Genomic DNA, 22,722 nt, shown 5'->3' with positions numbered 1-22,722 from the left:
AACGGAGCCCCCGGGGAATGGTGTCAGATCAACGGCGGAGCATGGGCTGCCGCCCCGCGCTCGCCCCCCGCCACCCGGACCCCGGCGATCCCGTCGCCGAACACGACGGGACTCGGTCACCACGCTTTCAGCGGCGACCAGACCCAACCCTACCGGCCCCTATGTACGTGGGTCAGTGCTCGGACGACTCAACGGGCGCGGAAGTGACCAGTTCTGTCAGTACGCCGTGGCAGTCCTTCGGGTGCAGGAAGGTGATCCGTGACCCCATGGAACCGCGCCGGGGCTCTTCGTACAGAACGCGTACGCCCTTCTCCTTGATGCCGGCCGCCTCCGCGTCGACGTCCGCCGTGCCGAAAGCGATGTGGTGGACGCCCTCGCCGTTCTTCGCGAGCCACTTGGCGACGGTGGAGTCCTCGCGGGTCGGCTCGAGGAGCTGCAGGTAGGAGGCCCCGCCGTCGGAAGTCTCGTTGATCTTGAGCATGGCCTCACGGACGCCCTGCTCCTCGTTGACCTCCGAGTGGAACACCTCGAAGCCGTAGGTGGAGCGGTAGAACTCCACGGTCCTGTCGAGGTCGAAGCAGGCGATCCCGATGTGGTCGATTCGCGTCAGCATGGAACCAGTGCAGCGCCCGCGCGACGGTTACGCAACGTGCGCGCGATCACACCGAAAGGCCGATGACGGGGTCCACCGCGCGTCAGTACATTCGAAGTAAACCCTCGTTCACTCCTCGGCTGTGCAGCCGGAAGGGGACCGCAGCTCATGACTTCCGCATCATCTGCAACATCCGCAACGAACGGCACGACATCCGTCATCGTCGCGGGCGCCCGCACCCCGATGGGTCGGCTGCTCGGTTCGCTGAAGTCGTTCTCCGGAGCCGACCTCGGCGGCTTCGCGATCAAGGCCGCCCTCGACCGTGCGGGGATCGGCGGCGACCAGGTCCAGTACGTGATCATGGGGCAGGTGCTCCAGGCCGGGGCGGGGCAGATCCCGGCCCGCCAGGCCGCCGTGAAGGCCGGCATCCCGATGAACGTCCCGGCGCTCACCGTCAACAAGGTGTGCCTCTCCGGCCTCGACGCCATCGCGCTGGCCGACCAGCTCATCCGCGCGGGCGAGTTCGACGTGGTCGTGGCCGGCGGCCAGGAGTCCATGACCAACGCGCCGCACCTGCTGCCGAAGTCCCGCGAGGGCTACAAGTACGGCGCGGTGCAGATGCTCGACGCCATGGCGCACGACGGCCTGACCGACTCCTTCGAGGGCATCGCCATGGGCGAGTCCACGGAGAGGCACAACACCCGCCTCGGCATCGGCCGCGCCGAGCAGGACGAGATCGCCGCCCTGTCCCACCAGCGGGCCGCCGCCGCGCAGAAGAACGGCGTCTTCGAGGCCGAGATCACCCCGGTCGAGATCCCGCAGCGCAAGGGCGACCCGGTGCTCTTCAGCAAGGACGAGGGCATCCGCGGGGACACCACCGCCGAGTCCCTCGGCAAGCTGCGCCCGGCGTTCGCCAAGGACGGCACCATCACCGCCGGTTCGTCCTCACAGATCTCCGACGGCGCCGCGGCCGTGGTCGTGATGAGCAAGGCCAAGGCGCAGGAGCTGGGCCTGGAGTGGATCGCCGAGATCGGCGCCCACGGCAACGTGGCCGGCCCCGACAACTCGCTCCAGTCGCAGCCGTCGAACGCCATCCTGCACGCCCTCAAGAAGGAGGGCCTGGAGGTCTCCGACCTCGACCTGATCGAGATCAACGAGGCCTTCGCGGCGGTCGCCGTGCAGTCAATGAAGGACCTGGGCGTTTCCGCCGAAAAGGTGAACGTCAACGGTGGCGCCATCGCGCTCGGTCACCCGATCGGGATGTCCGGCGCCCGGCTGGTGCTGCACCTGGCGCTGGAGCTGAAGCGGCGCGGCGGCGGTGTCGGCGCCGCGGCGCTGTGCGGTGGCGGCGGCCAGGGTGACGCGCTCATCGTGCGGGTACCCAAGGCCTGACCCGGTTGTTGCCGACTTTCCTCACGTGAACGGAGCTGTGATGCAGGACGTCTCCACTCTGGTGGCCCAGGCCAGAGAGGGCAGGCCACGGGCCGTGGCCCGTTTGATCTCCCTGGTGGAGGGGGCGTCACCGCAGCTCAGGGAGGTCATGGCGGCCCTCGCGCCGCTCACCGGCAACGCCTACGTGGTCGGCCTCACCGGGTCCCCCGGCGTCGGCAAGTCGACGTCCACCTCGGCGCTGGTGACCGCGTACCGCAAACAGGGCAAGCGGGTCGGCGTCCTGGCTGTCGACCCGTCCTCCCCCTTCTCCGGGGGCGCCCTGCTGGGTGACCGCGTCCGGATGTCGGAGCACGCCTCCGACCCGGGCGTCTACATCCGTTCCATGGCCACCCGCGGCCACCTGGGCGGCCTCGCCTGGGCCGCGCCGCAGGCCATCCGCGTCCTGGACGCGGCCGGCTGCGACGTGGTCCTGGTCGAGACGGTGGGCGTCGGCCAGTCGGAGGTGGAGATCGCCTCCCAGGCCGACACCTCCGTGGTCCTGCTGGCCCCCGGCATGGGCGACGGCATCCAGGCCGCCAAGGCCGGAATCCTGGAGATCGGCGACGTCTACGTCGTCAACAAGGCCGACCGCGACGGCGCCGACGCCACCGCCCGCGAGCTGAACCACATGCTGGGCCTCGGCGAGTCCCGCGGCCCCGGCGACTGGCGCCCCCCGATCGTCAAGACGGTCGCCGCCCGCCAGGAGGGCGTCGACGAGGTCGTCGAGGCGCTGGAGAAGCACCGCGCCTGGATGGAGGAGCGCGGCGTCCTCGCGGAACGCCGCCTGGCCCGCGCCGCCCGCGAGGTCGAGACCATCGCCGTCACCGCCCTCCGCGAACGCATCGGCGACCTCCACGGCGACCGCCGCCTCGGCGCACTCGCCGAGCGCATCATCGCGGGGGATCTTGATCCGTACCGGGCGGCGGACGAACTGGTCGAGGGGCTGACGGGCAGCTGACCGCCCCTCCCTTCCCGCCCCGGGGCTCGGCCCCGGACCCCGCTCCTCAAACGCCGCAGGTGCCGATTCTCAGTCCGTCCGGCGATTGAGGACGAGGCCCGCCAGGGCCGGAGGGGGGTGGGGCGCAGCCTCAGGGACCGTCAGTCGTCGTCGGAGTCGTCGTCGCGGTCGGCCGTGACGGACGCCGTCCTCGGATCGACGTTCCAGTCCCGCTCGTCCCCGCCGGAGGCGCGCGTCTCCGCCTCCCAGCCCCGGTCGTCGCCGTCGTCGTCCAGGTCGACGGAGACGACCGTGCCCTGGGACGCGGCGGCCTTCGCGGCCTGTTCGGCCGTCACCGTGGCGTTCTTCAGCGCGGCGCGCGCCTCCGCGGCGTCGTCCTCGTCGTCCTTCTGGGCGTCCAGCACCTTGCCGCTGTCCGGGTCGATCCTGACGCTGTGCCAGGTGTCGCCCCTGCCGAGGACGTCGATCTCCCAGGAGCCGTCGTCCAGTTCGGCGGAGACCGCCGTGCCCGGGGTGTGCTTCAGCGCGGCGGCGATGGCCTCGGCGGCGGTCACCTCGCCGGGGGCGGCGGCACGGGCAGCGTCGTCGCTGTCGTCGTCGCGGTCGTCGGAGCCGTCGTCGGCGCGGTCGTCGCGCTCGTCCCTGTCGTCGTCCGTCCGCGTCACCGACGCCGTGTCGTCGTCGTCCCCCGCGACCGCGAGGGCCGTCGCCGTGCCTCCGCCCACCAGAGCCGCGGCCGTGACGACGGCGATCACGATGTTGCGCTTCATGTGCGTTCCTCCCGAGTCGGTGTGCTTCGCGCTGTACGACATCAATGTCGCCGACCGACGCTGAGCGGAAGCTGAAGCAGCCTGAAGTGATCTTCAGCTTCCCTTTGCGACCCTGGACCGCATGCGCCCACCCGTCTCCCACCACCGCCCTGATGGAGGCGCTTCGCGCCGCCCCTTTCGACTCCTGATCGTCGAGGACGAAAAGCGCCTCGCCCTCTCCCTCGCCAGGGGCCTCACCGCCGAGGGGTACGCGGTCGACGTCGTGCACGACGGCCGGGAAGGGCTGGACCGGGCCACGACGGAACCGTACGACCTGGTGATCCTCGACATCATGCTGCCCGGCCTCAACGGCTACCGGGTGTGCGCCGCCCTGCGCGCCGCCGGGCACGAGGTGCCGATCCTGATGCTCACCGCCAAGGACGGCGAGTACGACGAGGCCGAGGGCCTGGACACCGGCGCCGACGACTACCTCACCAAGCCGTTCTCCTACGTGGTGCTCGTCGCCCGGGTGAAGGCGCTGCTGCGCCGCCGGAGGGCCGCGGGCGCGTCCCCGGTCCATGTGCACGGCGACCTGAAGGTGGACACCGCCGCCCGCCGGGTGTGGCTCGGCGACGACGAGACCGAGCTGACGGCCAAGGAGTTCTCGGTCCTCGAACACCTGGTGCTGCGGGCCGGCGAGGTGGTGTCCAAGGCCGACATCCTCGAGCACGTCTGGGACTTCGCCTACGAGGGCGACCCCAACATCGTCGAGGTCTACGTCAGCGCCCTGCGCCGCAAACTGCGCGCGGACCTCATCCGCACGGTGCGCGGCGCCGGCTACCGGCTGGAGACGGCGCCGTGAGCCGGCTGTTCGGCTCGGTCCGCTCCCGGGCGACGCTCGGCGCCACGCTCGTCGTCGCCGTGGCCCTCGTCGCCGCCGGCACCGCCCTCCTGCTGTCCCTGCGCGCCAACCTGACCGGCGAGGCGGGCACCCGGGCGGAGCGCTCCGCGCAGGCCGTCGCCTCCGAACTGGCCGCCCGTACGCCCCTCGACAAGCTCTCCGGCCTCGGCGCCGAGGACACCCCCGTGCAGATCACCGACGAGGACGGCGTCCTGCTCGCCGTCTCCGAGGACCTGGAGCGGATCACCGGGACGGGCACCGCCGAGGTGACACCCGCGCCGACCCGGCCCGGCGCGGACGACGACCGCGACGACGACGGCGACGACGACCGGGACGACGACGGCGGTGACGACGACTCCGGCCGCTCGGACGACGACGAGTCCCTCGCCCCCGGCGAGATCGCGCAGAGGGCGAGCTTCACCAACGGCACCGCCACCATCGACGGCGACACCGAGGACTACCGCTTCGCCGCCGTGGAGGTGGAGACCCCCGACCGGGGCCGCCTCACCGTCCACGCGGGCTCCCCGCTGGCCGCCGAGCACAGCGCCGTGGGCACCGCGCTGACCTCCATGCTCATCGGCTTCCCGCTGCTGCTCGGCGTCGTCGCCTCGGTGACCTGGCTGGTCACCGGGCGGGCCCTGCGCCCGGTCGAGGGCATCCGCCGGGAGATGGCCGCGATCACCGCCTCCGAGGACCTGGGCCGCCGGGTCCCCGAACCGGCGACGCACGACGAGATCGCCCGGCTGGCCCGGACCACCAACGCCACGCTCGCCGCCCTGGAGACCTCCGTGGAGCGGCAGCGCAGGTTCGTCGCCGACGCCTCGCACGAGCTGCGCAGCCCCATCGCCTCCCTGCGCACCCAGCTGGAGGTCGCGGCGGCCCACCCCGGACTGCTCGACCTGGACGGCGCCGTCGAGGACACCGTGCGGCTGCAGAACCTCGCCGCCGACCTGCTGCTGCTCGCCCGGCTGGACGCGGGGGAGCGGCCCGCCGACACCCGGGTGGACCTGGCCGCGCTGGCCCGCGAGGAGGCCGCGGGGCGCGAGGGCGTCACGGTGGAGGCGGAGCCCGTCGAGGTCTCCGGGTCGCGCGGTCAGCTCGGGCGGGTGCTCGCCAACCTGCTGGACAACGCGGAGCGGCACGCCCGTGAGCGGATCACGGTGACCGTGCGCCGGGAGAACGGCTGGGCCGTGGTGGGCGTCGCCGACGACGGCGAGGGTGTGGCCGAGGCGGACCGCGAGCGGATCTTCGAGCGGTTCGTACGGCTGGACGCGGCGCGCAGCCGGGACGACGGCGGGGCCGGGCTGGGCCTGGCCATCGCGCGGGACGTGGCCGTACGGCACGGCGGCACGCTCACCGCGGGCGCGGCGCCGGCGGGCGGAGCCCTCTTCGCGCTCCGCCTGCCGCTCGCCGGCGCGGACCGGGGGACGCCCCCGCAGTAGGGGACGTCGGGGGGAACGTCAGAGGCGTCCCCGCTGCCCCCGCAGGTGCTCCGCGATGGGCTTGAGGGCCTTGTCGAGCTCGATCAGCGCCTCGGGGGGGAGCAGGTCGATGAAGTGCCGGCGCACCGACGCCACGTGGTGCGGGGCGACCTTCTGCATCGTCTCCATGCCGTGGTCGGTGAGGACGGCGTAGAGGCCGCGGCGGTCGGACTCGCAGTTCTCCCGGCGGACCAGGTGGGCGTTCTCCATCCGGGTGATCTGGTGGGAGAGGCGGCTCTTGGACTGCATCGTGGCGGAGGCGAGGTCGCTCATCCGCATCCGCCGGTCCTCCGATTCGGACAGGTTCACCAGGATCTCGTAGTCGTTCATTGTCAGGCCGAACGGCTGCAGATCCTTCTCGAGCTGGTAGGTCAGCAGCTTGTTGACCTCCAGGTGGGTGCGCCAGGCGCACTGCTCCGTATGGGTCAGCCAGCGGGTGGCCGTCTCGGTCTCCATGAATGAAGTCTACCTAAGGAAGTTGAAAGGCGAACTAATAGGGCTTCCGGGTGACATCACGTGCAGGCGTTCGATGTCACCGCCCGCACATTACCGCTCACAGCCCGAAGCGACGCTGGAGGTCTCCCAGCTGTCCGGGAAGGCGCGGTCCGCTTCCGGCCGGTCCGGACCCGCCCGGTCCGCCCCCTCCGGGTACCCCGGGCTCCTGCGGAGGCGCCCCCGTGGCCTGCTCCGTCATCAGCGCCTCGGACGACTGCAGCAGCACCGTGCCCGCCCCGACGAACTCGAACTGGTGCTCCTCGCCGGAGGCCCCGCCCAGGCCCGTCATCGCACGTAGACCGCCCAGCAGGCCGGTCATGTAGCCGTGGTCGTAGTGGTGGCACGGGGACGGGCAGTCCGCCCATCCGACCAGCGCCTGCGGGTCCACCCTGATCGGGGGTTCCATGAACACCACCGGACCGTTGGATGCCGCCACGAACTTTCCGGTTCCGATCAGTGTCAGGAAACCTGGCACGATCGACTGCTTCAGTGACAAGCTTGGCTGAAAAGCGAGCAAGTTGCCCGAGCGAATGGTCAGATTGCCATCGTCCAAGTCGTAGGAATTGACGTCGAAGGCCCGGTCGGCGAGGAGCATCCTGCCCGAGCCCTCCGCCACGACCCAGTCGGATGCGTGCAGTGGCGAATGGAACGAGGTACGGACAAGTCGGTCGAGTCGCCCGTGCCCGATGCCGTTGAACTCGACGGCGCCGTAGTAGGCGATCATCTTCCCCTTCTGCAGGAACCACTGGGTCCCCTTGAGCTCCACGCAGAAGGTGTAGTCGTTGACGTTGTCGTCGGAGGGCAGCGTCGTCGGGTCGAAGACCGCCGGCCCGGCGCCGGGCGTTCCGTACGTGCTCACAGCTTCTCCTCCGAGGCCTGGACGTAGACCGCGCCGCTGCCGCTCAGCTCCAGCTGGAAGGCCTCTCCGGAGCCGCGTCCCACCATGTCCCGCCAGCCGAGCGCCGTCGACAGCTTGTTGCGCACGTCGCCGTGGTGGGCGACGTACGCCTGCGGGTCGACGCGCACCGGGTGCTGCGGGGTGATCGGCACCTCGATCACCCCGCCGTGGGCCATCACGGCGACCGCGCCGTGCCCCTTGAGGGTGGTGGTGAACAGGCCCTGACCGGAGACCTGACCCCGGACCATGCCCATCACCCCGCCCTGCGAGCCCAGGAACACCGTGCCCTGCTCCAGCGTCCCCTCGAAGGCCAGCAGCCGGTCCGCCTCGACGTACAGGGTGTCCCCGGAAAGGTGGATCACCTGGATGTGGTGGCCGCCGTGCCCGAACAGCACCGTGCCGTCGCCCTCGACGGTCATCAGGGGCGTGTCCTCGTTCGCCACGCGCCGGCCGATCATCGACATCACCCCGCCCCGGCCGCCGCGCAGGTTCGGGGTGAAGCTGACCTCGCCCTTGTAGGCGAGCATCGCGCCGCGCTGGCTGAACAGCCGCCGGCCGGGGGCGACGGTCGCCTCGATCATCTTGGAGTTGATCTCCCGGAAGCCCATGTCAGACGTCTCCCGCGATCGTGTTGCGCTCACTGGGCTGGACGTAGACCACCCCGTCGCCCTCGAAGCGGATCTGGAAGGCCTCGCCGCCGCCCTCGCCCATCAGCGTGCGGAAGGTCACGCCCGACTGGAACGACTGCCGCAGGCTGCCCCGGTGCGCGACGTACGCGCCCGGGTCGACCGTCAGCGGGTACTGCGGGCTGACCCGCAGCAGCACGGCGGGGCCGTCCGACATGATCGCGGCCTGGCCGTGCCCCTCGATGGTGGTCGTGAACAGTCCGTTGCCCTGGGAGGCGCCGCGCAGGCCGGTGAAGGCGGTGCCCGTGCGCAGACCGCCGTCGGTCGCCAGCAGGTTGCTGGACTCGACGTACAGCTTCTCCCCGGTCAGGGCCACCAGGTTGATCTCGGAGGCGCGGTCGGCGAAGAAGCAGGTGCCATGGCCCTTCACCTCCATGAGCGTCATCTGCTCGCCCGTGAGCCGCCGGGTCACCATCCCCCGGACGCCCTCGCCGCCACCCGTGAGCTTCTTGAAGGCCATCTGCCCGTCGTACGCGACCATGGAGCCGTTCTTCGCCTTCACGGCGTCCCCGGTCATGTCGACGGCGAGCACCTTGCTGCTCTGAAGTCGGAACATCGCCACGCTGCGACGGTAACCGCCGCCGGACCCCGCCGACAGGCCCCGAAGGGGGGACCGGACCCTGATCCGGCCCTCATCCGACCCGTACGGACGCACCCGGACCCCTACGGGCCCGCCCCCGACCCCCTGCGGTGATCACTCACCGGGTTTGTCACAATGGACGCGCTTGTGCGCGCGTTCACAAGCCAACCGCACCATCGACACCGACGTCTCTCCCACCCGAAGGTGACCCGTGGACATCAAGACCGCCTCCGCACTCCGACGCCTCCGCCTGGTCTCGGGCCCCGAAGCGATCTCGTTCCTGCTGCTGCTCGTCTGCTCGGTCCTGAAGCGGACCACCGAGTTCAACGCCGTGCCGGTCATGGGCGCGGTCCACGGCTTCCTCTTCGTCCTCTACGCGATCTTCTGGGCCGACGCCTGGAACCGGGCGAAGTGGTCGCTGGGCACCGCGGCCTACTACTTCGTCATGTCGGTCCTGCCGGCCGGCGGCTTCTTCGCCGAGCGGCGGCTCAAGCGCGAGACCGAGGACGCGGTGATCGCGACGCGCGCCCGCAAGGAAGGGACCGTGAACGCGTGATCGTCGCCTTCTCCGTGACGCCGCTGGGCGTCGGCGAGGACGTGGGGGAGTACGTCGCCGACGCCGTCCGGGTGGTCCGCGAGTCCGGGCTGCCGAACCGCACCGACGCGATGTTCACCTCGGTCGAGGGGGAGTGGGACGAGGTCATGGACGTGGTGAAGCGCGCCGTGGCCGCCGTGGAAGCGCGTGCGCCGCGCGTCTCGCTGGTCCTCAAGGCGGACATCCGCCCGGGCGTGGTGGACGGCCTGACGTCCAAGGTGGAGACCGTCGAGCGCCACCTGGCCGACTGACGGGTGCCGGTCGCCCTGTCCCGCCGTCCGCCTCGCCGGACCGAAGGGCGAGACAGGGCTGACCGGCATCTGACCCGCCGGTAGGGTCTGGTCCGTGCCGAAGCCGCTCAGTCTCTCGTTCGATCCCATCGCCCGTGCCGACGAGCTCTGGAAGCAGCGCTGGGGAAGCGTGCCGTCGATGGCCGCGATCACCTCGATCATGCGGGCCCACCAGATCCTGCTCGCCCAGGTCGACGCCGTGGTCAAGCCCTACGGGCTCACGTTCGCACGGTACGAGGCGCTGGTCCTGCTGACCTTCTCCAAGTCCGGCGAGCTGCCGATGTCCAAGATCGGCGAGCGGCTCATGGTGCATCCGACGTCGGTGACCAACACCGTGGACCGGCTGGTCAGGTCGGGTCTGGTGGCCAAGCGCCCCAACCCCAACGACGGCCGCGGCACGCTCGCGTCCATCACCGACAAGGGCCGTGAGGTGGTCGAGTCGGCGACCCGCGACCTGATGGCGATGGACTTCGGCCTGAGCGCCTACGACGCGGAGGAGTGCGTCGAACTCTTCGCCATCCTCCGCCCCCTCCGCCTGGCGGCGGGGGACTTCCAGGAGGGGTGACCCCGGGGCCCGTGCACCGCCGTGCGGGAGTGACGAGGGGCACGCGACCCGGCCCCGGAGCGCGGGGAGCGGCCCGTTAGGCTCGACGGCATGAAGAAGAGCGTGCTGACCCGCTACCGGGTCATGGCCTACGTCACCGGTGTCCTCCTCGTCGCGCTGACGCTGGGCATGATCGGCAAGTACGTGCTCGACATGGGCGGCGCGGCCGACTTCACCCAGGTGGTCAGCATCGCTCACGGCTGGCTCTACGTCGTCTACCTGATCTTCGCCTTCGACCTCGGTTCCAAGGCGAAGTGGCCGGTCAAGAAGCAGCTCTGGGTGCTGCTCGCCGGCACCGTCCCCACCGCCGCGTTCTTCGTCGAGCGCGGGATCAGCCGCGAGCTGGCGGCCTCCGTCGAGGACGGGACCCCCGAGGCCGCCAAGGCCTGACGCCCCGCGTCGCACCGCCGTACGGACGAGCGTGCGGCGGTCTGCCATCGACATTTACTTGGACGTCCTAGTAAATTCGAGGGTATGGACGCTGACGCCATCGAGGAGGGCCGCCGTCGCTGGCAGGCCCGGTACGACGCCGCGCGCAAGCGCGACGCGGATTTCACCACGCTCTCCGGCGACCCCGTGGAGCCGGTGTACGGGCCGCGGCCCGGGGACCGCTACGACGGGTTCGAGCGGATCGGCTGGCCGGGGGAGTACCCGTTCACCCGCGGGCTGTACCCGACCGGCTACCGGGGGCGGACGTGGACCATCCGGCAGTTCGCCGGGTTCGGGAACGCCGAGCAGACCAACGAGCGCTACAAGATGATCCTCGGCAACGGCGGAGGCGGCCTGTCCGTCGCCTTCGACATGCCGACGCTCATGGGCCGCGACTCCGACGACCCCCGCTCGCTGGGCGAGGTCGGCCACTGCGGGGTGGCCATCGACTCGGCGGCCGACATGGAGGTCCTGTTCAAGGACATCCCTCTCGGCGACGTCACCACGTCGATGACCATCAGCGGGCCCGCCGTGCCCGTCTTCTGCATGTACCTCGTCGCCGCCGAGCGCCAGGGCGTCGACCCGGGCGTGCTGAACGGCACGCTGCAGACGGACATCTTCAAGGAGTACATCGCGCAGAAGGAGTGGCTCTTCCAGCCGGAGCCCCATCTGCGCCTCATCGGCGACCTGATGGAGTACACCAGCGCGCGCATCCCCGCGTACAAGCCGCTGTCGGTCTCCGGCTACCACATCCGCGAGGCCGGGGCGACGGCCGCGCAGGAGCTGGCGTACACGCTCGCCGACGGTTTCGGGTACGTCGAGCTGGGGCTCAGCCGCGGACTGGACGTCGACGTCTTCGCGCCGGGCCTGTCCTTCTTCTTCGACGCGCACGTCGACTTCTTCGAGGAGATCGCCAAGTTCCGCGCCGCGCGCCGCATCTGGGCGCGCTGGATGCGGGACGTCTACGGCGCGAAGAGCGAGAAGGCGCAGTGGCTGCGGTTCCACACCCAGACCGCCGGGGTCTCGCTCACCGCGCAGCAGCCGTACAACAACGTGGTGCGGACCGCCGTCGAGGCGCTCGCGGCGGTGCTCGGCGGGACGAACTCCCTCCACACCAACGCCCTCGACGAGACCCTCGCGCTCCCCAGCGAGCAGGCCGCCGAGATCGCCCTGCGCACCCAGCAGGTGCTGATGGAGGAGACCGGCGTCGCCAACGTCGCCGACCCGCTGGGCGGTTCCTGGTACGTCGAGCAGCTCACCGACCGCATCGAGGCGGACGCGGAGAAGATCTTCGAGCAGATCAAGGAGCGGGGCCTGCGGGCCCACCCGGACGGCGAGCACCCCATCGGGCCGATCACCTCCGGCATCCTGCGCGGCATCGAGGACGGCTGGTTCACCGGCGAGATCGCCGAGTCGGCCTTCCGCTACCAGCAGTCGCTGGAGAAGGGCGACAAGAAGGTCGTCGGCGTCAACGTCCACACCGGCTCCGTCACCGGCGACCTGGAGATCCTGCGGGTCAGCCACGAGGTGGAGCGCGAGCAGGTCCGCCTGCTGGGCGAGCGCAAGGCCGGACGCGACGACGCGGAGGTGCGCGGCGCGCTCGACGCCATGGTCGAGGCGGCCCGCTCCGGCGCCAACATGATCGAGCCGATGCTCGACGCCGTACGCGCCGAGGCGACGCTGGGCGAGATCTGTGACGCCCTGCGCGACGAGTGGGGCGTCTACACGGAGCCCGCCGGGTTCTGACCCGTCCTGGACGACGCGCCTCCGCCCCGGCGGGCCTCCCGCCCGCCGGGGCGGAGGCGCGTGCGCGGCCGGCCGGGCGACCGCCGCGTCCGGCGCCCGCGGCGGCTCAGCGGGCGCCCGCCGCCAGCCCCGACAGCAGCACCCGGGTCAGCCCGCGCACCCACTCCTCGTCGGCCGGCTGGTTGCTGACCAGGGTCCGGTGCACCACCGACCCCGCCACCATGTCGAAGATCAGGTCGGCCGTGCGGGCGGAGCGGACCGCGTCGGGCTCCGGCGGCAGCTCGCCGCGCTCCTGGGCGCGGGCGCGGCCCGCGGTCACCAGCCGCTTCTGGCGGTCCACGATCGAGGCGCGGATCCGCTCGCGCAGCGCCTCGTCACGGGTGGCCTCGGCGACCACCGCCATCAGCCCGCTGCGCGCCTCCGGACGGTCCAGGATCGCGGCGAACTGGAGCACCACGCCCTCGATGTCGGCGGCCAGCGAGCCGCGGTCGGGCAGGGTCAGTTCGTCGAAGAGCTCCGCGACGGCGTCCACGACGAGTTCGTTCTTGCCCGCCCAGCGCCGGTACAGCGTCGTCTTGGCCACCCCGGCGCGCACCGCGACGTCCGAGAGCGTGAGCTTGGACCACCCCAGGTCCACCAGCGCCTGCCGGGTCGCGGCGAGGATCGCGGCGTCGGCCGTGACGCTGCGCGGACGCCCGGTGCGACCGGCTGGGGTGCGGCTCTGCATGGCACGACGATAACGGCGGACCCCGTACGTCGGTGCGTGAGGGAGATCACCGGAGCACCCTGTTCAGCGGACCCCGGCCGGTATTACGCTACGACCCGTAGCGAAAGCACGCGTGACCGGCGTGCCCGAACGACGACCACCGCGCCGGGTGGGGACCCGGCGCACCCGCACCACACGTACGCCTGGGTTTCCCGGGGGCTTTTCACACTCACGCGGAGTACGGGGGAGGATAGGCGCATGCAGCCACGGAACATGTCCATGAGCGGAGTCGTCGACCTCGCCGCGGTGAAGGCGGCCCAGGAGGCCAAGGCGAAGGCGGAGCAGGCGCGCGCCGAAGCGGCCCGGAGGGGCGGCACGGGCGCCGTCTCGCCCGCCGATCTCGTCATCGACGTCGACGAGGCCGGATTCGAGAGCGACGTCCTGCAGCGCTCCACCGAGGTCCCGGTCGTCATCGACTTCTGGGCCGAGTGGTGCGAGCCCTGCAAGCAGCTGAGCCCCGTCCTGGAGCGGCTCGCCGTCGAGTACAACGGCCGTTTCCTCCTCGCCAAGATCGACGTCGACGCCAACCAGATGCTGATGCAGCAGTTCGGCATCCAGGGCATCCCCGCCGTCTTCGCGGTGGTGGCCGGCCAGGCCCTGCCGCTCTTCCAGGGCGCCGCGGGCGAGGCGCAGATCCGCCAGACCCTGGACCAGCTCGTACAGGTCGCCGAGCAGCGCTTCGGCCTGACCGGGCTGACCGTCGACCCCGAGGCCGAGCCGGGCGGCGGCGCGGCGGCCGACGAGGTCCCCGCCGGCCCCTACGACTCCCTCCTCGAGGCCGCCGCCCGCGCGCTGGACGCCGACGACCTGGACGGCGCGGTGCAGGCCTACAAGAACGTGCTCGCCGAGGACCCGGCCAACCCCGAGGCCACGCTGGGGCTCGCCCAGGCCGAACTGCTGCGCCGGGTGCGGGACATGGACCCGCAGCAGGTGCGCAAGGACGCCGCCGAGAGGCCGGGCGACGCGCAGGCCCAGATCGCCGCCGCCGACCTGGACATGGCGGGCGGCCACGTCGCCGACGCCTTCGGCCGGCTGGTCGACACGGTGGCCCGCACGGCGGGCGACGAGCGCGAGGCCGTACGCGTGCGGCTGCTGGAGCTGTTCGACGTGGTGGGCGCCGACCACCCCAGCGTGGTGACCGCGCGCCGGGCCCTGGCCCGCGCCCTGTTCTGAACCACCCGCACCCGGATGCCCGTTGTCGCCTCCTTCGCCTGTTATGGCGACGAACGGGACCCGAGGTGCCGCCTCGCCGGCAGAGGCCGAAGCGGCCGCGCTTTGCCAAATCTTGGCAAGCGCGGCCGCTGTTACTGCGAGTAAGTCGCGGGAGTTGGCCTGTCGGGTTTCGTTCGCAGATCAATGGTTTTGCCCACCCCGGTCGGTGCACCCAGCGTCGCCGATCGGGCCCGCCGGGTCGCGTCGCGGTGACCTGGCCGTTACTAGCCAGTAACGAACCCCCTTGTGCGGGCGGCGAGAATGCACCACGATCGGCGACGCTCGGTCCATTGCCCGTACACCCGACAGCCGGTCGGGCCGCGGGAACCCCTGGGTCCCCACCGAGCAGGAGCGTCGGCAGTGACGTCGCTCCTTGGACAGGGGGGTCTTCGTCCATCCGGCGAAGCCTGTCCAGCAGGGTTGTGCGTGATGCGTGTCAGGCGCGACCAGTGGTTGTCGCTCGGGGGTGGTCGCCGGCGAATCCGGGCGCGTCACCCGCGCCGCGGAATGCGGGCGCTCCCCTTCCCGAGGACGTAGCACTTCTCCCATCCCTGCCCGACTCGGCCGCCGGTCAAGGCGGTGAGCCAGGACAGGAGATGTACGTCCGAGAAGGAGGAAATATGGAGTCCCAGGTGCGTGGCGGGACCAGATGGAAGCGGTTCGCCGTGGTCATGGTGCCCAGCGTGGCCGCCACGGCTTGCATAGGTGTCGCTCTCGCGCAGGGCGCCCTCGCGGCGTCGTTCAGCGTTTCCGGCCAGTCGTTCAAGGTCACCACGAAGGAGCTCGTCGGCGAGGGCTTCTCGCAGTACGGCGCTCTGGACGAGGGGTACACCCTCGACGGCAAGAAGACGGCTCACCCCGTCGCGGTCTCGGCGTTCAAGTCCGCGACCATCAAGAGCCTGTGCCAGTCGGTCGTGACCCCGAACATTCCGGTGCTCGGGAACGTCAGCCTGATCCTGCGCGCCGGTGACGGTGCCCAGCCGGTCGAGGCCAAGAACCTGTACATCGACGTCGCCGAGCTGAACGCCGATGCGACGTTCACGAACATCGACATCGGTGTGGCCGCCAAGGACGCCAACAAGGGTCCGGGCATGAAGGGCGGCGGCGAGCAGGCCAACCCCTTCGGGTTCGCGCAGCAGGCCGACAAGGCCGTGCTGAGGGACGTGAAGCAGACGGCGTGGGCGACCACCGCCGGAACCTTCAAGCTCAGCGGCCTGAAGATGTCGCTCTCGACGGGCGTCAAGGAGTGCTACTAAGCACTCGCTGACGGGCGGGGGAGCCGGTGGCGCCCCCGCCCGTCCACCTCCCCGCCGCGCGTCCGCGCGCGGTGCACATCACCACCACAGCAACGCCATCCAGGGAGCTGTTTTCCATGAGCGCCGAGACCCCTGCCGCCTCCGGCCAGTTCACTCGCCGACGGCTGCAGTTCCGCGCCTGGCGTGGCCAGCGGCCCTTCTGGGCCGGTCTGTTCATCATCATCGGCGGACTCCCCATCGCCTACTTCCCGTACGCGAACCTGCGGATCGGTCACCTGACCCTGGCGATGGCCACCACCGCGGGCGCCGGGTCCCTGATCATCGGCGTGCTGCTCGTCGTCCTCGGCATCAGCCTCTGGTTCCAGAAGCACATCCGCGTCTTCGCGGGTGTCGCGGCGATCCTGCTGGCGTTGGTGTCCATCCCCGTGTCCAACCTCGGCGGCTTCCTGATCGGCTTCCTCTTCGCCCTCGTGGGCGGGGCGATGGCCGTGTCGTGGGTGCCGGGCGAGCCGCCCGAGCAGGAGCTGAGGGCGGACGAGGACGTGTACGGCGGCGCACCCGAGGGCGCCTTCCCCGAATCCACGGTCTCCGGCTCCGCGAAGGGCGCCGCGGCGACGGGTGAGCCGAACGATCTGTCAGGAACGAGCCCGGCGAACGGGGCGAACGGGAGGCACAGTGCCGGCTGACGAGGCGACCCGCGGGGCTGGTGTGGAGCCGTCCCGTGTGAGAACCGGGCCGCGTCACGCGGCGCCCAGGAAGCCGTTGTTCACCAGGTTCCACATGCCCGCGGGGAAGGCGATAGCCATCGCGGCGATGCCGACCGCGGTACTGATGGGGATGGGCTTCACGCCGACGCTCGCCCAGGCCGACGACCAGCCGTCGTCGAGGAGTCTCACGGCCGACGAGTTCAAGGAATGCCTGGAGGCCATCGAGCAGGCGGAGAAGGGGGACGCGAGCGCGTCGCCCACCCCGTCCGCCACCGCGAGCGAGAGCGCCTCCGAGGACGACGAGGAGACCTCGGCGGACCCGCCCGCCTCGGCCCCCGTCCAACAGGCCCCGGACAAGGACGCGGACAAGGGCTCGGACAAGGACGCGGACTCTTCGCCGGATTCAGGTTCCGGCGACGAGGCCGCCCCCGCGCCCACGCCCTCCGCGACCGCGGGCGGACAGGCGGCGGAGGCCGAGCCCGCCCCGTCCCCGTCGGAGACCGACCGGAACCTGCTGGAGCAGATCGGGGACGCCGTCAAGGACGTCTTCACGCCCGGCGACAAGAAGGACGAGGAGACGCCGAGCCCCGCCCCGTCCGCCTCCGCGTCGTCGTCCGCCCCCGCCGAGGAGACGGACGACAAGGGCGAGGGGACCCCGCAGGAGCCCGCGGGGAAGCCCGCCGAAAATGCCGGGGACACCGGCGAGCAGGCCGGCGACGCGGCGGAGGACGCCACGGAGCAGGCCGGGGAGCCCGCGGCTGAGGAGACCGGGGAGCCCGAGGCCACCGCCTCGCCCAGCCCCTCCGAGTCGTCCGGGATGGACCTGGAGGACTGCCCGGTCGCCACCGACGCCGAGGGCGGGGTCGACAACAACGTCCCGCTGCCCGACGAGCCGTGGTTCCTGAACGCCAGCTCGCTGCTGCTGAAGGGCGCCGACTACAAGGGCATCGTCGAGGTGCGCACCGCCGGCGGCGCCACGAAGAAGGTGCTGAAGTACGTCGTGTCCGACGGCACCGACATCGGCGACCTGCACCAGACGGTCAAGGACCCGCAGACCGGCAAGACGTACCACGTCCAGGCCGCCAAGGGATCGACGTCGACCATCCGCGACGGCGACACCCTGATGTACACGGAGCGCATCTCCGGCAAGCTGCTCGGGCTGATCCCGATCACCTTCGACCCGGAGCACCCCCCGCCGCTGAACATCCCGCTGATCTACTTCACCGACGTGACGGTCCAGCAGGCCGGCCAGTTCGGCGGAACCCTGCACATCCCGGGCCTGCGCCAGTACATCACCGACTGAGCGTCCGAAGGGACGGGCCACACACCGAGGGCGCCCTCTGCTCGCAGGAGGCGCCCTCGGGCACGTGCACCGGGCGTGCGGTCAGGAGGTCGCCTCGCCGAGGTGGTGGACGCGGACCATGTTGGTGGTGCCGGGGACGCCGGGCGGGGAGCCGGCGGTGATCACCACGATGTCGCCCTCGTTGAACCGGCTGAGCCGGACCAGCTCCTGCTCCACCAGCGCGACCATCTCGTCGGTGCTGTTGACGAACGGCACCACGTACGGCTCCACGCCCCAGCTCAGCGCGAGCTGGTTGCGGGTCGACTCGTCCGTGGTGAACGCCAGGATCGGCTGCGCGACGCGGTAACGGCACAGCCGGCGGGCCGTGTCGCCGGACTGGGTGAAGGCCACCAGGCCCTTGCCGCCGAGGAAGTCGGCGATCTCGCAGGCCGCGCGGGCCACCGAACCGCCCTGCGTGCGCGGCTTCTTGCCCGGCACCAGCGGCTGCAGGCCCTTGGACAGCAGCTCCTGCTCGGCCGCCTGGACGATCTTCGACATCGTCCGCACGGTCTCGATCGGGTACGCGCCCACGCTCGACTCGGCGGACAGCATGACCGCGTCCGCGCCGTCCAGGATCGCGTTGGCCACGTCGGAGGCCTCGGCGCGGGTCGGACGGGAGTTGGTGATCATCGACTCCATCATCTGGGTCGCCACGATCACCGGCTTGGCGTTGCGCCGGCACAGCTCGATCAGGCGCTTCTGCACCATGGGGACCTTCTCGAGCGGGTACTCGACGGCCAGGTCGCCGCGGGCGACCATCACGCCGTCGAACGCCATCACGACGTCCTCCATGTTCTCCACCGCCTGCGGCTTCTCCACCTTGGCGATGACGGGGACGCGGCGGCCCTCCTCGTCCATTACGCGGTGGACGTCGGCGACGTCCTTGGCGTCCCGGACGAAGGACAGGGCGACCAGGTCGCAGCCCATCCGCAGGGCGAACCGCAGGTCCTCGACGTCCTTCTCGGACAGCGCCGGCACGTTCACGGCCGTGCCGGGCAGGTTGATGCCCTTGTGGTCGGAGACGACGCCGCCCTCGATGACGATCGTCTTCACCCGGGCGCCCTCGACGTCGACCACCTTCAGCTCGACGTTGCCGTCGTTGATGAGGATCTGGTCGCCGCGGGAGACGTCGCCCGTGAGGCCCTTGTAGGTGGTCCCGCAGATCGTCCTGTCACCGGGGACGTCCTCGGTGGTGATGGTGAACTCGTCACCGCGCACCAGCTCGACGGGGCCCTCGGCGAAGGTCTCCAGGCGGATCTTCGGGCCCTGGAGGTCGGCGAGGACGCCGATGGCCCGGCCCGTCTCCTTGGCGGCGGCCCGGACCCGGTCGTACCGGCCCTGGTGCTCGGCGTGCGAGCCGTGGCTGAAGTTGAAGCGGGCCACGTTCATGCCGGCTTCGATCAGAGCGACGAGCTGCTCGTGGGAGTCGACCGCGGGGCCGAGAGTACAGACGATTTTCGAACGGCGCATGGGGCGATCCTATCGGTTTGTTTCGCTCCGGAATATTCCGTCTGGTGGAATGAACACATGAGGTTCCCGCTGCTCAGTTGTCCTTTCCGACCAGTGCGTAGGTCTGCTGTGCGATCTCCATTTCCTCGTCCGTGGGTACCACCGCGACCGCCACCCGTGCCCCCTCGGGCGAGATCAGCCGCGCCCCGCCGCCGCGGACGGCGTTGCGCTCGCCGTCCACCGCGAGGCCCAGCCCCTCCAGGCCCGCCACGGCGGCCTCGCGCACCTCGGCGGAGTTCTCGCCGATTCCGGCGGTGAAGGCCACCGCGTCCACCCGCCCGAGAACGGCGTAATAGGCGCCGATGTACTTCCTCAGACGGTGAATGTAGATGTCGAAGGCGAGACGCGCCCGTTCGTCGCCCGCGGAGATCCGGCGCCGGATCTCCCGCATGTCGTTGTCCCCGCACAGGCCGACCAGCCCGCTCTTCTTGTTCAGAAGAGTGTCGACGTCGTCGGCGGACATTCCGCCGACGCGCATCAGATGGAAGATGACGGCCGGGTCCATGTCACCGGACCGCGTACCCATCACGAGCCCCTCCAAGGGGGTGAGCCCCATGGAGGTGTCCACGCAGCGGCCCGCCCGCACGGCCGAGGCGGACGCCCCGTTGCCCAGGTGCAGCACGATCACGTTCACCTCCTCGGGCGCCTTCCCCAGCAGCCGCGCCGTGGCCCGGGAGACGTACGCGTGCGAGGTGCCGTGGAAGCCGTAGCGGCGCACCCGGTGCGCGTCGGCGGTCTCCACGTCGATCGCGTAGCGGGCCGCCGACTCCGGCATCGTGGTGTGGAACGCGGTGTCGAACACGGCGACCTGCGGCAGGTCCGGGCGCAGCGCCGTCGCGGTGCGGATGCCGGTGAGGTTGGCCGGGTTGTGCAGCGGCGCCACCGGGATCAGCCGCTCGATCTCGGCGAGCACCCGCTCGTCGATCACGGTCGGCTCGGTGAAGCGCTTGCCGCCGTGCACCACCCGGTGGCCGATCGCGAGCAGTTCGGGGGAGTCCAGGCCCAGCCCGTCCGCCGCCAGCTCCTCGGCCATCGCCTTCAGCGCGGCGTCGTGGTCGGCGACCGGGCCGGTGCGCTCCCGTGTCTCCCCGCCGGACACCAGCGGGGTGTGGCGCACCAGGGAGGTGCGCTCGCCGATCCGCTCCACGAGACCGGACGCCAGCCGGCTGCTGTCGCTCATGTCCAGCAGCTGGTACTTCACCGACGAGGAACCGGAGTTGAGGACGAGGACACGGGAGGGGATCACTGGGCGGCTGCCTTCTCGCTCGGGGCCGGGGACTGGGCCTGGATCGCGGTGATCGCGACGGTGTTGACGATGTCCTGCACCAGGGCGCCCCGGGACAGGTCGTTGACCGGCTTGCGCAGGCCCTGGAGGACCGGGCCGACGGCGATCGCGCCGGCCGAGCGCTGCACGGCCTTGTAGGTGTTGTTGCCGGTGTTCAGGTCGGGGAAGATCAGCACGGTCGCCTGCCCGGCCACCTCGGAGCCGGGCAGCTTGGTCGCCGCGACCGACGGCTCCACGGCCGCGTCGTACTGGATCGGCCCCTCGACGCGCAGGTCCGGCCGGCGCTCGCGCACCAGCCCGGTCGCGGTGCGCACCTTGTCCACGTCGGCGCCGGAGCCGGAGGTGCCCGTCGAGTACGACAGCATCGCGATCCGCGGCTCCACCCCGAACCGCGCCGCGGTGGCCGCCGACTGCACCGCGATGTCGGCGAGCTGCTCGGCGTCCGGATCCGGGTTGACCGCGCAGTCGCCGTACACCAGCACCTTGTCGGCGAGGCACATGAAGAACACCGACGAGACGATGTCCGCGTCCGGGCGGGTCTTGATGATCTCGAAGGCCGGGCGGATGGTCGCCGCCGTGGAGTGCACCGAGCCGGACACCATGCCGTCGGCGAGGCCCTCCTCGACCATCAGCGTGCCGAAGTAGTTCACGTCGGACACCACGTCGTACGCCAGCTCCACGGTGACGCCCCGGTGGGCGCGCAGCGCCGCGTACTTCTCCGCGAAGGAGTCGCGCAGCTCGGAGACGGCCGGGTCGATCAGCTGGGTGCCGCCCAGGTCGATGCCCAGATCGGCGGCCTTCTTGCGGATCTGGTCGACGTCGCCGAGCAGGGTCAGCTCGCACACGCCCCGGCGCAGCAGCACCTCCGCCGCGTGCAGCACCCGCTCCTCGGCGCCCTCCGGGAGCACCACCCGGCGCAGGTCGGAACGTGCCTGTTCGAGCAGCTTGTGCTCGAACATCATCGGGGTGACGCGGCCGCCGCTGGGCGCGGACACCTGGCGGGTGAGCTCGGCGGTGTCGGTGTACCGCTCGAACAGGCCGAGCGCCCGCTCCGCCTTGCGCGGGGTGGCCGCGTTCAGCTTGCCCTCCAGGGAGAACAGCTGCTCGGCGGTGGGGAAGCTGTTGCCCGGCACCGACAGCACCGGCGTGCCGGGCGCCAGCCGGTCGGCGAGGGTGAGGACGCGCTCGCCGGGCACCTCGTCCAGGGTCAGCAGCACCCCGGCTATCGGCGGGGTGCCGGCGCTGTGCGCGGCCAGCGCGCCCACCACCAGGTCGCCCCGGTCGCCCGGGGTCACCACCAGGCAGCCCGGGGTCAGCGCGGCGAGCAGGTTGGGCAGCATCGCGCCGCCGAAGACGAAGTCCAGGGCGTCGCGGGCGAGCCCGGAGTCGTCGCCGAGCACCACCTTCGCCCCCAGCGTGTGGGCGATCTGGGACACCGTGGGCGCGGACAGCGCGGGCTCGTCGGGCAGCACGTAGCAGGGCACGGGCAGCCGGGAGGCGAGCCGCTCGGCGATCTCGTCCCGGTCCTCGCGCGCCACCCGGTTGACCACCATCGCCAGCACGTCGCAGCCGAGGGTGTCGTAGGCGCGGTAGGCGTTGCGGGTCTCCGCGCGCACGGACTCGGCGGTCTGCCTCCGGCCGCCGACCACGGGGATCACCGAGGCGCCGAACTCGTTGGCGAGGCGGGCGTTCAGGGACAGCTCGTCGGGGAACTGCGTGTCCGCGTAGTCGGTGCCCAGCACCAGCACCACGTCGTAGTCGCGGGCCACCAGGTGGAACCGGTCGACCAGGGTGGACACCAGCTCGTCGGTGCCGCGCTCCGCCTGGAGCGCGGAGGCCTCGGCGTAGTCCATGCCGTAGACGGTCGCGGGGGCCTGGGAGAGCCGGTAGCGGGCGCGCAGCAGTTCGAAGAGCCGGTCGGGCCCGTCGTGCACCAGGGGACGGAACACTCCCACCCGGTCGACCTGCCGGGTCAGCAGCTCCATGACCCCGAGTTCGACGACCTGGCGGCCGTCGCCGCGGTCGATGCCGGTCACGTACACGCTGCGGGTCACGCGCGCTCTCCGTTTCGTCGGGGGGCCGCAAAGGCAACGGCGGGGCCTTGAAACCGCCCACACAGGTGAGTGGATCCCTCTTGACAATACCTGCGGCGCTGGTTTAGGTGCCCGCCCATCCGGCCGTCGGCGACGCTCCGGCGGACGTGAAACAAT

General features: G+C 71.2%; 23 protein-coding genes. 13 read left to right on the top strand and 10 right to left on the bottom strand.

Annotated features, from left to right (window positions below; translation table 11 throughout):
- Nucleotides 1-172: 172 nt before the first annotated feature.
- Nucleotides 173-613 carry a methylmalonyl-CoA epimerase gene (mce, locus tag ACIQ8B_RS05655; protein WP_359599136.1) on the bottom strand — a complete coding sequence of 147 codons (441 nt, stop codon included), beginning with the start codon at nt 611-613 and terminating at the stop codon, nt 173-175.
- Between the two features lie 147 nt (nt 614-760).
- Between mce and ACIQ8B_RS05650 the strand changes: the two genes are divergently transcribed.
- Entirely contained in the window at nt 761-1,984 is a 1,224-nt protein-coding gene (locus ACIQ8B_RS05650; RefSeq protein WP_106412393.1) for an acetyl-CoA C-acetyltransferase, read from the top strand.
- 40 nt (nt 1,985-2,024) lie between these two features.
- Nucleotides 2,025-2,981, top strand: coding sequence for a methylmalonyl Co-A mutase-associated GTPase MeaB (gene meaB, locus ACIQ8B_RS05645; RefSeq protein WP_106412392.1), 957 nt, complete (start codon nt 2,025-2,027; stop codon nt 2,979-2,981).
- A gap of 140 nt (nt 2,982-3,121) precedes the next feature.
- On the opposite strand, the gene ACIQ8B_RS05640 is transcribed toward meaB, so the two are convergent.
- A complete protein-coding gene (locus ACIQ8B_RS05640) occupies nt 3,122-3,751 on the bottom strand; it encodes a PepSY domain-containing protein (RefSeq protein ID WP_403545515.1) in 630 nt (209 codons plus the stop codon).
- A 121-nt stretch (nt 3,752-3,872) separates the two neighbouring features.
- Between ACIQ8B_RS05640 and ACIQ8B_RS05635 the strand changes: the two genes are divergently transcribed.
- Both ACIQ8B_RS05635 and ACIQ8B_RS05630 read left to right on the top strand, forming a co-directional pair.
- On the top strand, nt 3,873-4,592 hold the full coding sequence (locus ACIQ8B_RS05635) for a response regulator transcription factor (RefSeq protein ID WP_290006164.1): 720 nt from the start codon (nt 3,873-3,875) through the stop codon (nt 4,590-4,592).
- Nucleotides 4,589-6,073: an ATP-binding protein gene (locus tag ACIQ8B_RS05630; RefSeq protein ID WP_403545513.1), complete on the top strand. Its 1,485-nt coding sequence runs from the start codon at nt 4,589-4,591 to the stop codon at nt 6,071-6,073. Before ACIQ8B_RS05635 ends, ACIQ8B_RS05630 begins: the two co-directional genes overlap by 4 nt.
- An 18-nt stretch (nt 6,074-6,091) precedes the next feature.
- Here the strand turns inward: ACIQ8B_RS05630 and ACIQ8B_RS05625 are convergent, their stop codons facing one another.
- The 4 genes from ACIQ8B_RS05625 to ACIQ8B_RS05610 all read right to left on the bottom strand — a co-directional run bounded on the left by ACIQ8B_RS05625 (nt 6,092) and on the right by ACIQ8B_RS05610 (nt 8,747).
- Nucleotides 6,092-6,568, bottom strand: coding sequence for a MarR family winged helix-turn-helix transcriptional regulator (locus tag ACIQ8B_RS05625; RefSeq protein ID WP_290006170.1), 477 nt, complete (start codon nt 6,566-6,568; stop codon nt 6,092-6,094).
- 97 nt (nt 6,569-6,665) lie between these two features.
- Nucleotides 6,666-7,466, bottom strand: a complete 801-nt coding sequence (locus tag ACIQ8B_RS05620; protein ID WP_290006173.1) for an AIM24 family protein — start codon at nt 7,464-7,466, stop codon at nt 6,666-6,668.
- Nucleotides 7,463-8,113, bottom strand: coding sequence for an AIM24 family protein (locus tag ACIQ8B_RS05615; RefSeq protein WP_403545510.1), 651 nt, complete (start codon nt 8,111-8,113; stop codon nt 7,463-7,465). Before ACIQ8B_RS05615 ends, ACIQ8B_RS05620 begins: the two co-directional genes overlap by 4 nt.
- Nucleotide 8,114: 1 nt before the next feature.
- Nucleotides 8,115-8,747: an AIM24 family protein gene (locus ACIQ8B_RS05610; protein ID WP_290006231.1), complete on the bottom strand. Its 633-nt coding sequence runs from the start codon at nt 8,745-8,747 to the stop codon at nt 8,115-8,117.
- 235 nt (nt 8,748-8,982) lie between these two features.
- On the opposite strand from ACIQ8B_RS05610, the gene ACIQ8B_RS05605 reads away from it, so the two are divergent.
- From ACIQ8B_RS05605 to ACIQ8B_RS05585, 5 genes are all read left to right on the top strand, one after another.
- Nucleotides 8,983-9,327: a DUF3817 domain-containing protein gene (locus ACIQ8B_RS05605; protein ID WP_290006176.1), complete on the top strand. Its 345-nt coding sequence runs from the start codon at nt 8,983-8,985 to the stop codon at nt 9,325-9,327.
- Nucleotides 9,324-9,617 (top strand): MTH1187 family thiamine-binding protein, encoded by a 294-nt coding sequence (locus ACIQ8B_RS05600; RefSeq protein WP_290006179.1) that lies wholly within the window; start codon nt 9,324-9,326, stop codon nt 9,615-9,617. The genes ACIQ8B_RS05605 and ACIQ8B_RS05600 overlap by 4 nt, the downstream gene beginning before the upstream one ends.
- Nucleotides 9,618-9,711: 94 nt before the next feature.
- Nucleotides 9,712-10,221, top strand: coding sequence for a MarR family winged helix-turn-helix transcriptional regulator (locus ACIQ8B_RS05595; protein ID WP_403545507.1), 510 nt, complete (start codon nt 9,712-9,714; stop codon nt 10,219-10,221).
- 90 nt (nt 10,222-10,311) lie between these two features.
- Nucleotides 10,312-10,650 carry a DUF3817 domain-containing protein gene (locus ACIQ8B_RS05590; RefSeq protein WP_290006183.1) on the top strand — a complete coding sequence of 113 codons (339 nt, stop codon included), beginning with the start codon at nt 10,312-10,314 and terminating at the stop codon, nt 10,648-10,650.
- Between the two features lie 84 nt (nt 10,651-10,734).
- Nucleotides 10,735-12,435: a methylmalonyl-CoA mutase gene (locus tag ACIQ8B_RS05585; protein ID WP_403545505.1), complete on the top strand. Its 1,701-nt coding sequence runs from the start codon at nt 10,735-10,737 to the stop codon at nt 12,433-12,435.
- A gap of 106 nt (nt 12,436-12,541) precedes the next feature.
- Here ACIQ8B_RS05585 and ACIQ8B_RS05580 read toward each other — a convergent pair whose 3' ends face one another.
- Complete coding sequence (locus tag ACIQ8B_RS05580) at nt 12,542-13,162, bottom strand: TetR/AcrR family transcriptional regulator (RefSeq protein WP_403545503.1); 621 nt, start codon at nt 13,160-13,162, stop codon at nt 12,542-12,544.
- 237 nt (nt 13,163-13,399) lie between these two features.
- On the opposite strand from ACIQ8B_RS05580, the gene ACIQ8B_RS05575 reads away from it, so the two are divergent.
- The 4 genes from ACIQ8B_RS05575 (at nt 13,400) to ACIQ8B_RS05560 (ending at nt 17,679) form a co-directional block, all read left to right on the top strand.
- Nucleotides 13,400-14,374, top strand: coding sequence for a tetratricopeptide repeat protein (locus tag ACIQ8B_RS05575; RefSeq protein WP_403545501.1), 975 nt, complete (start codon nt 13,400-13,402; stop codon nt 14,372-14,374).
- Between the two features lie 659 nt (nt 14,375-15,033).
- Nucleotides 15,034-15,669, top strand: coding sequence for a DUF6230 family protein (locus ACIQ8B_RS05570; protein WP_403545499.1), 636 nt, complete (start codon nt 15,034-15,036; stop codon nt 15,667-15,669).
- A 116-nt stretch (nt 15,670-15,785) separates the two neighbouring features.
- The gene (locus ACIQ8B_RS05565; protein WP_403545497.1) at nt 15,786-16,355 is read left to right on the top strand and encodes a DUF6114 domain-containing protein; all 570 of its coding nucleotides are present in this window, start codon (nt 15,786-15,788) and stop codon (nt 16,353-16,355) included.
- Nucleotides 16,345-17,679, top strand: coding sequence for a hypothetical protein (locus ACIQ8B_RS05560; protein ID WP_403545495.1), 1,335 nt, complete (start codon nt 16,345-16,347; stop codon nt 17,677-17,679). Before ACIQ8B_RS05565 ends, ACIQ8B_RS05560 begins: the two co-directional genes overlap by 11 nt.
- A gap of 81 nt (nt 17,680-17,760) precedes the next feature.
- Here ACIQ8B_RS05560 and pyk read toward each other — a convergent pair whose 3' ends face one another.
- The 3 genes from pyk to pta form a co-directional block, all read right to left on the bottom strand.
- Nucleotides 17,761-19,188, bottom strand: a complete 1,428-nt coding sequence (gene pyk, locus ACIQ8B_RS05555; RefSeq protein WP_403545493.1) for a pyruvate kinase — start codon at nt 19,186-19,188, stop codon at nt 17,761-17,763.
- Nucleotides 19,189-19,261: 73 nt separating this feature from the next.
- Nucleotides 19,262-20,473: an acetate kinase gene (locus ACIQ8B_RS05550; RefSeq protein ID WP_403545491.1), complete on the bottom strand. Its 1,212-nt coding sequence runs from the start codon at nt 20,471-20,473 to the stop codon at nt 19,262-19,264.
- Nucleotides 20,470-22,566 carry a phosphate acetyltransferase gene (gene pta, locus ACIQ8B_RS05545; RefSeq protein ID WP_290006201.1) on the bottom strand — a complete coding sequence of 699 codons (2,097 nt, stop codon included), beginning with the start codon at nt 22,564-22,566 and terminating at the stop codon, nt 20,470-20,472. Before pta ends, ACIQ8B_RS05550 begins: the two co-directional genes overlap by 4 nt.
- Nucleotides 22,567-22,722: the final 156 nt, after the last annotated feature.

The sequence above is a fragment of the Streptomyces sp. NPDC096105 genome (genome assembly GCF_044763335.1).
Taxonomy (GTDB): domain Bacteria; phylum Actinomycetota; class Actinomycetes; order Streptomycetales; family Streptomycetaceae; genus Streptomyces.
The sequence above is the reverse complement of the archived record's forward strand: the minus strand, read 5'-3'. Positions and strand labels throughout refer to the sequence as shown.

Coding starts and splice junctions, on each gene's coding strand:
- mce (WP_359599136.1), bottom strand. CDS start 613: ATGCTGACGCGAATCGACCACATCGGGATCGCCTGCTTCGACCTCGAC.
- ACIQ8B_RS05650 (WP_106412393.1), top strand. CDS start 761: ATGACTTCCGCATCATCTGCAACATCCGCAACGAACGGCACGACATCC.
- meaB (WP_106412392.1), top strand. CDS start 2,025: ATGCAGGACGTCTCCACTCTGGTGGCCCAGGCCAGAGAGGGCAGGCCA.
- ACIQ8B_RS05640 (WP_403545515.1), bottom strand. CDS start 3,751: ATGAAGCGCAACATCGTGATCGCCGTCGTCACGGCCGCGGCTCTGGTG.
- ACIQ8B_RS05635 (WP_290006164.1), top strand. CDS start 3,873: ATGCGCCCACCCGTCTCCCACCACCGCCCTGATGGAGGCGCTTCGCGC.
- ACIQ8B_RS05625 (WP_290006170.1), bottom strand. CDS start 6,568: ATGGAGACCGAGACGGCCACCCGCTGGCTGACCCATACGGAGCAGTGC.
- ACIQ8B_RS05615 (WP_403545510.1), bottom strand. CDS start 8,113: ATGGGCTTCCGGGAGATCAACTCCAAGATGATCGAGGCGACCGTCGCC.
- ACIQ8B_RS05610 (WP_290006231.1), bottom strand. CDS start 8,747: ATGTTCCGACTTCAGAGCAGCAAGGTGCTCGCCGTCGACATGACCGGG.
- ACIQ8B_RS05590 (WP_290006183.1), top strand. CDS start 10,312: ATGAAGAAGAGCGTGCTGACCCGCTACCGGGTCATGGCCTACGTCACC.
- ACIQ8B_RS05585 (WP_403545505.1), top strand. CDS start 10,735: ATGGACGCTGACGCCATCGAGGAGGGCCGCCGTCGCTGGCAGGCCCGG.
- ACIQ8B_RS05580 (WP_403545503.1), bottom strand. CDS start 13,162: ATGCAGAGCCGCACCCCAGCCGGTCGCACCGGGCGTCCGCGCAGCGTC.
- ACIQ8B_RS05575 (WP_403545501.1), top strand. CDS start 13,400: ATGCAGCCACGGAACATGTCCATGAGCGGAGTCGTCGACCTCGCCGCG.
- ACIQ8B_RS05570 (WP_403545499.1), top strand. CDS start 15,034: ATGGAGTCCCAGGTGCGTGGCGGGACCAGATGGAAGCGGTTCGCCGTG.
- ACIQ8B_RS05565 (WP_403545497.1), top strand. CDS start 15,786: ATGAGCGCCGAGACCCCTGCCGCCTCCGGCCAGTTCACTCGCCGACGG.
- pyk (WP_403545493.1), bottom strand. CDS start 19,188: ATGCGCCGTTCGAAAATCGTCTGTACTCTCGGCCCCGCGGTCGACTCC.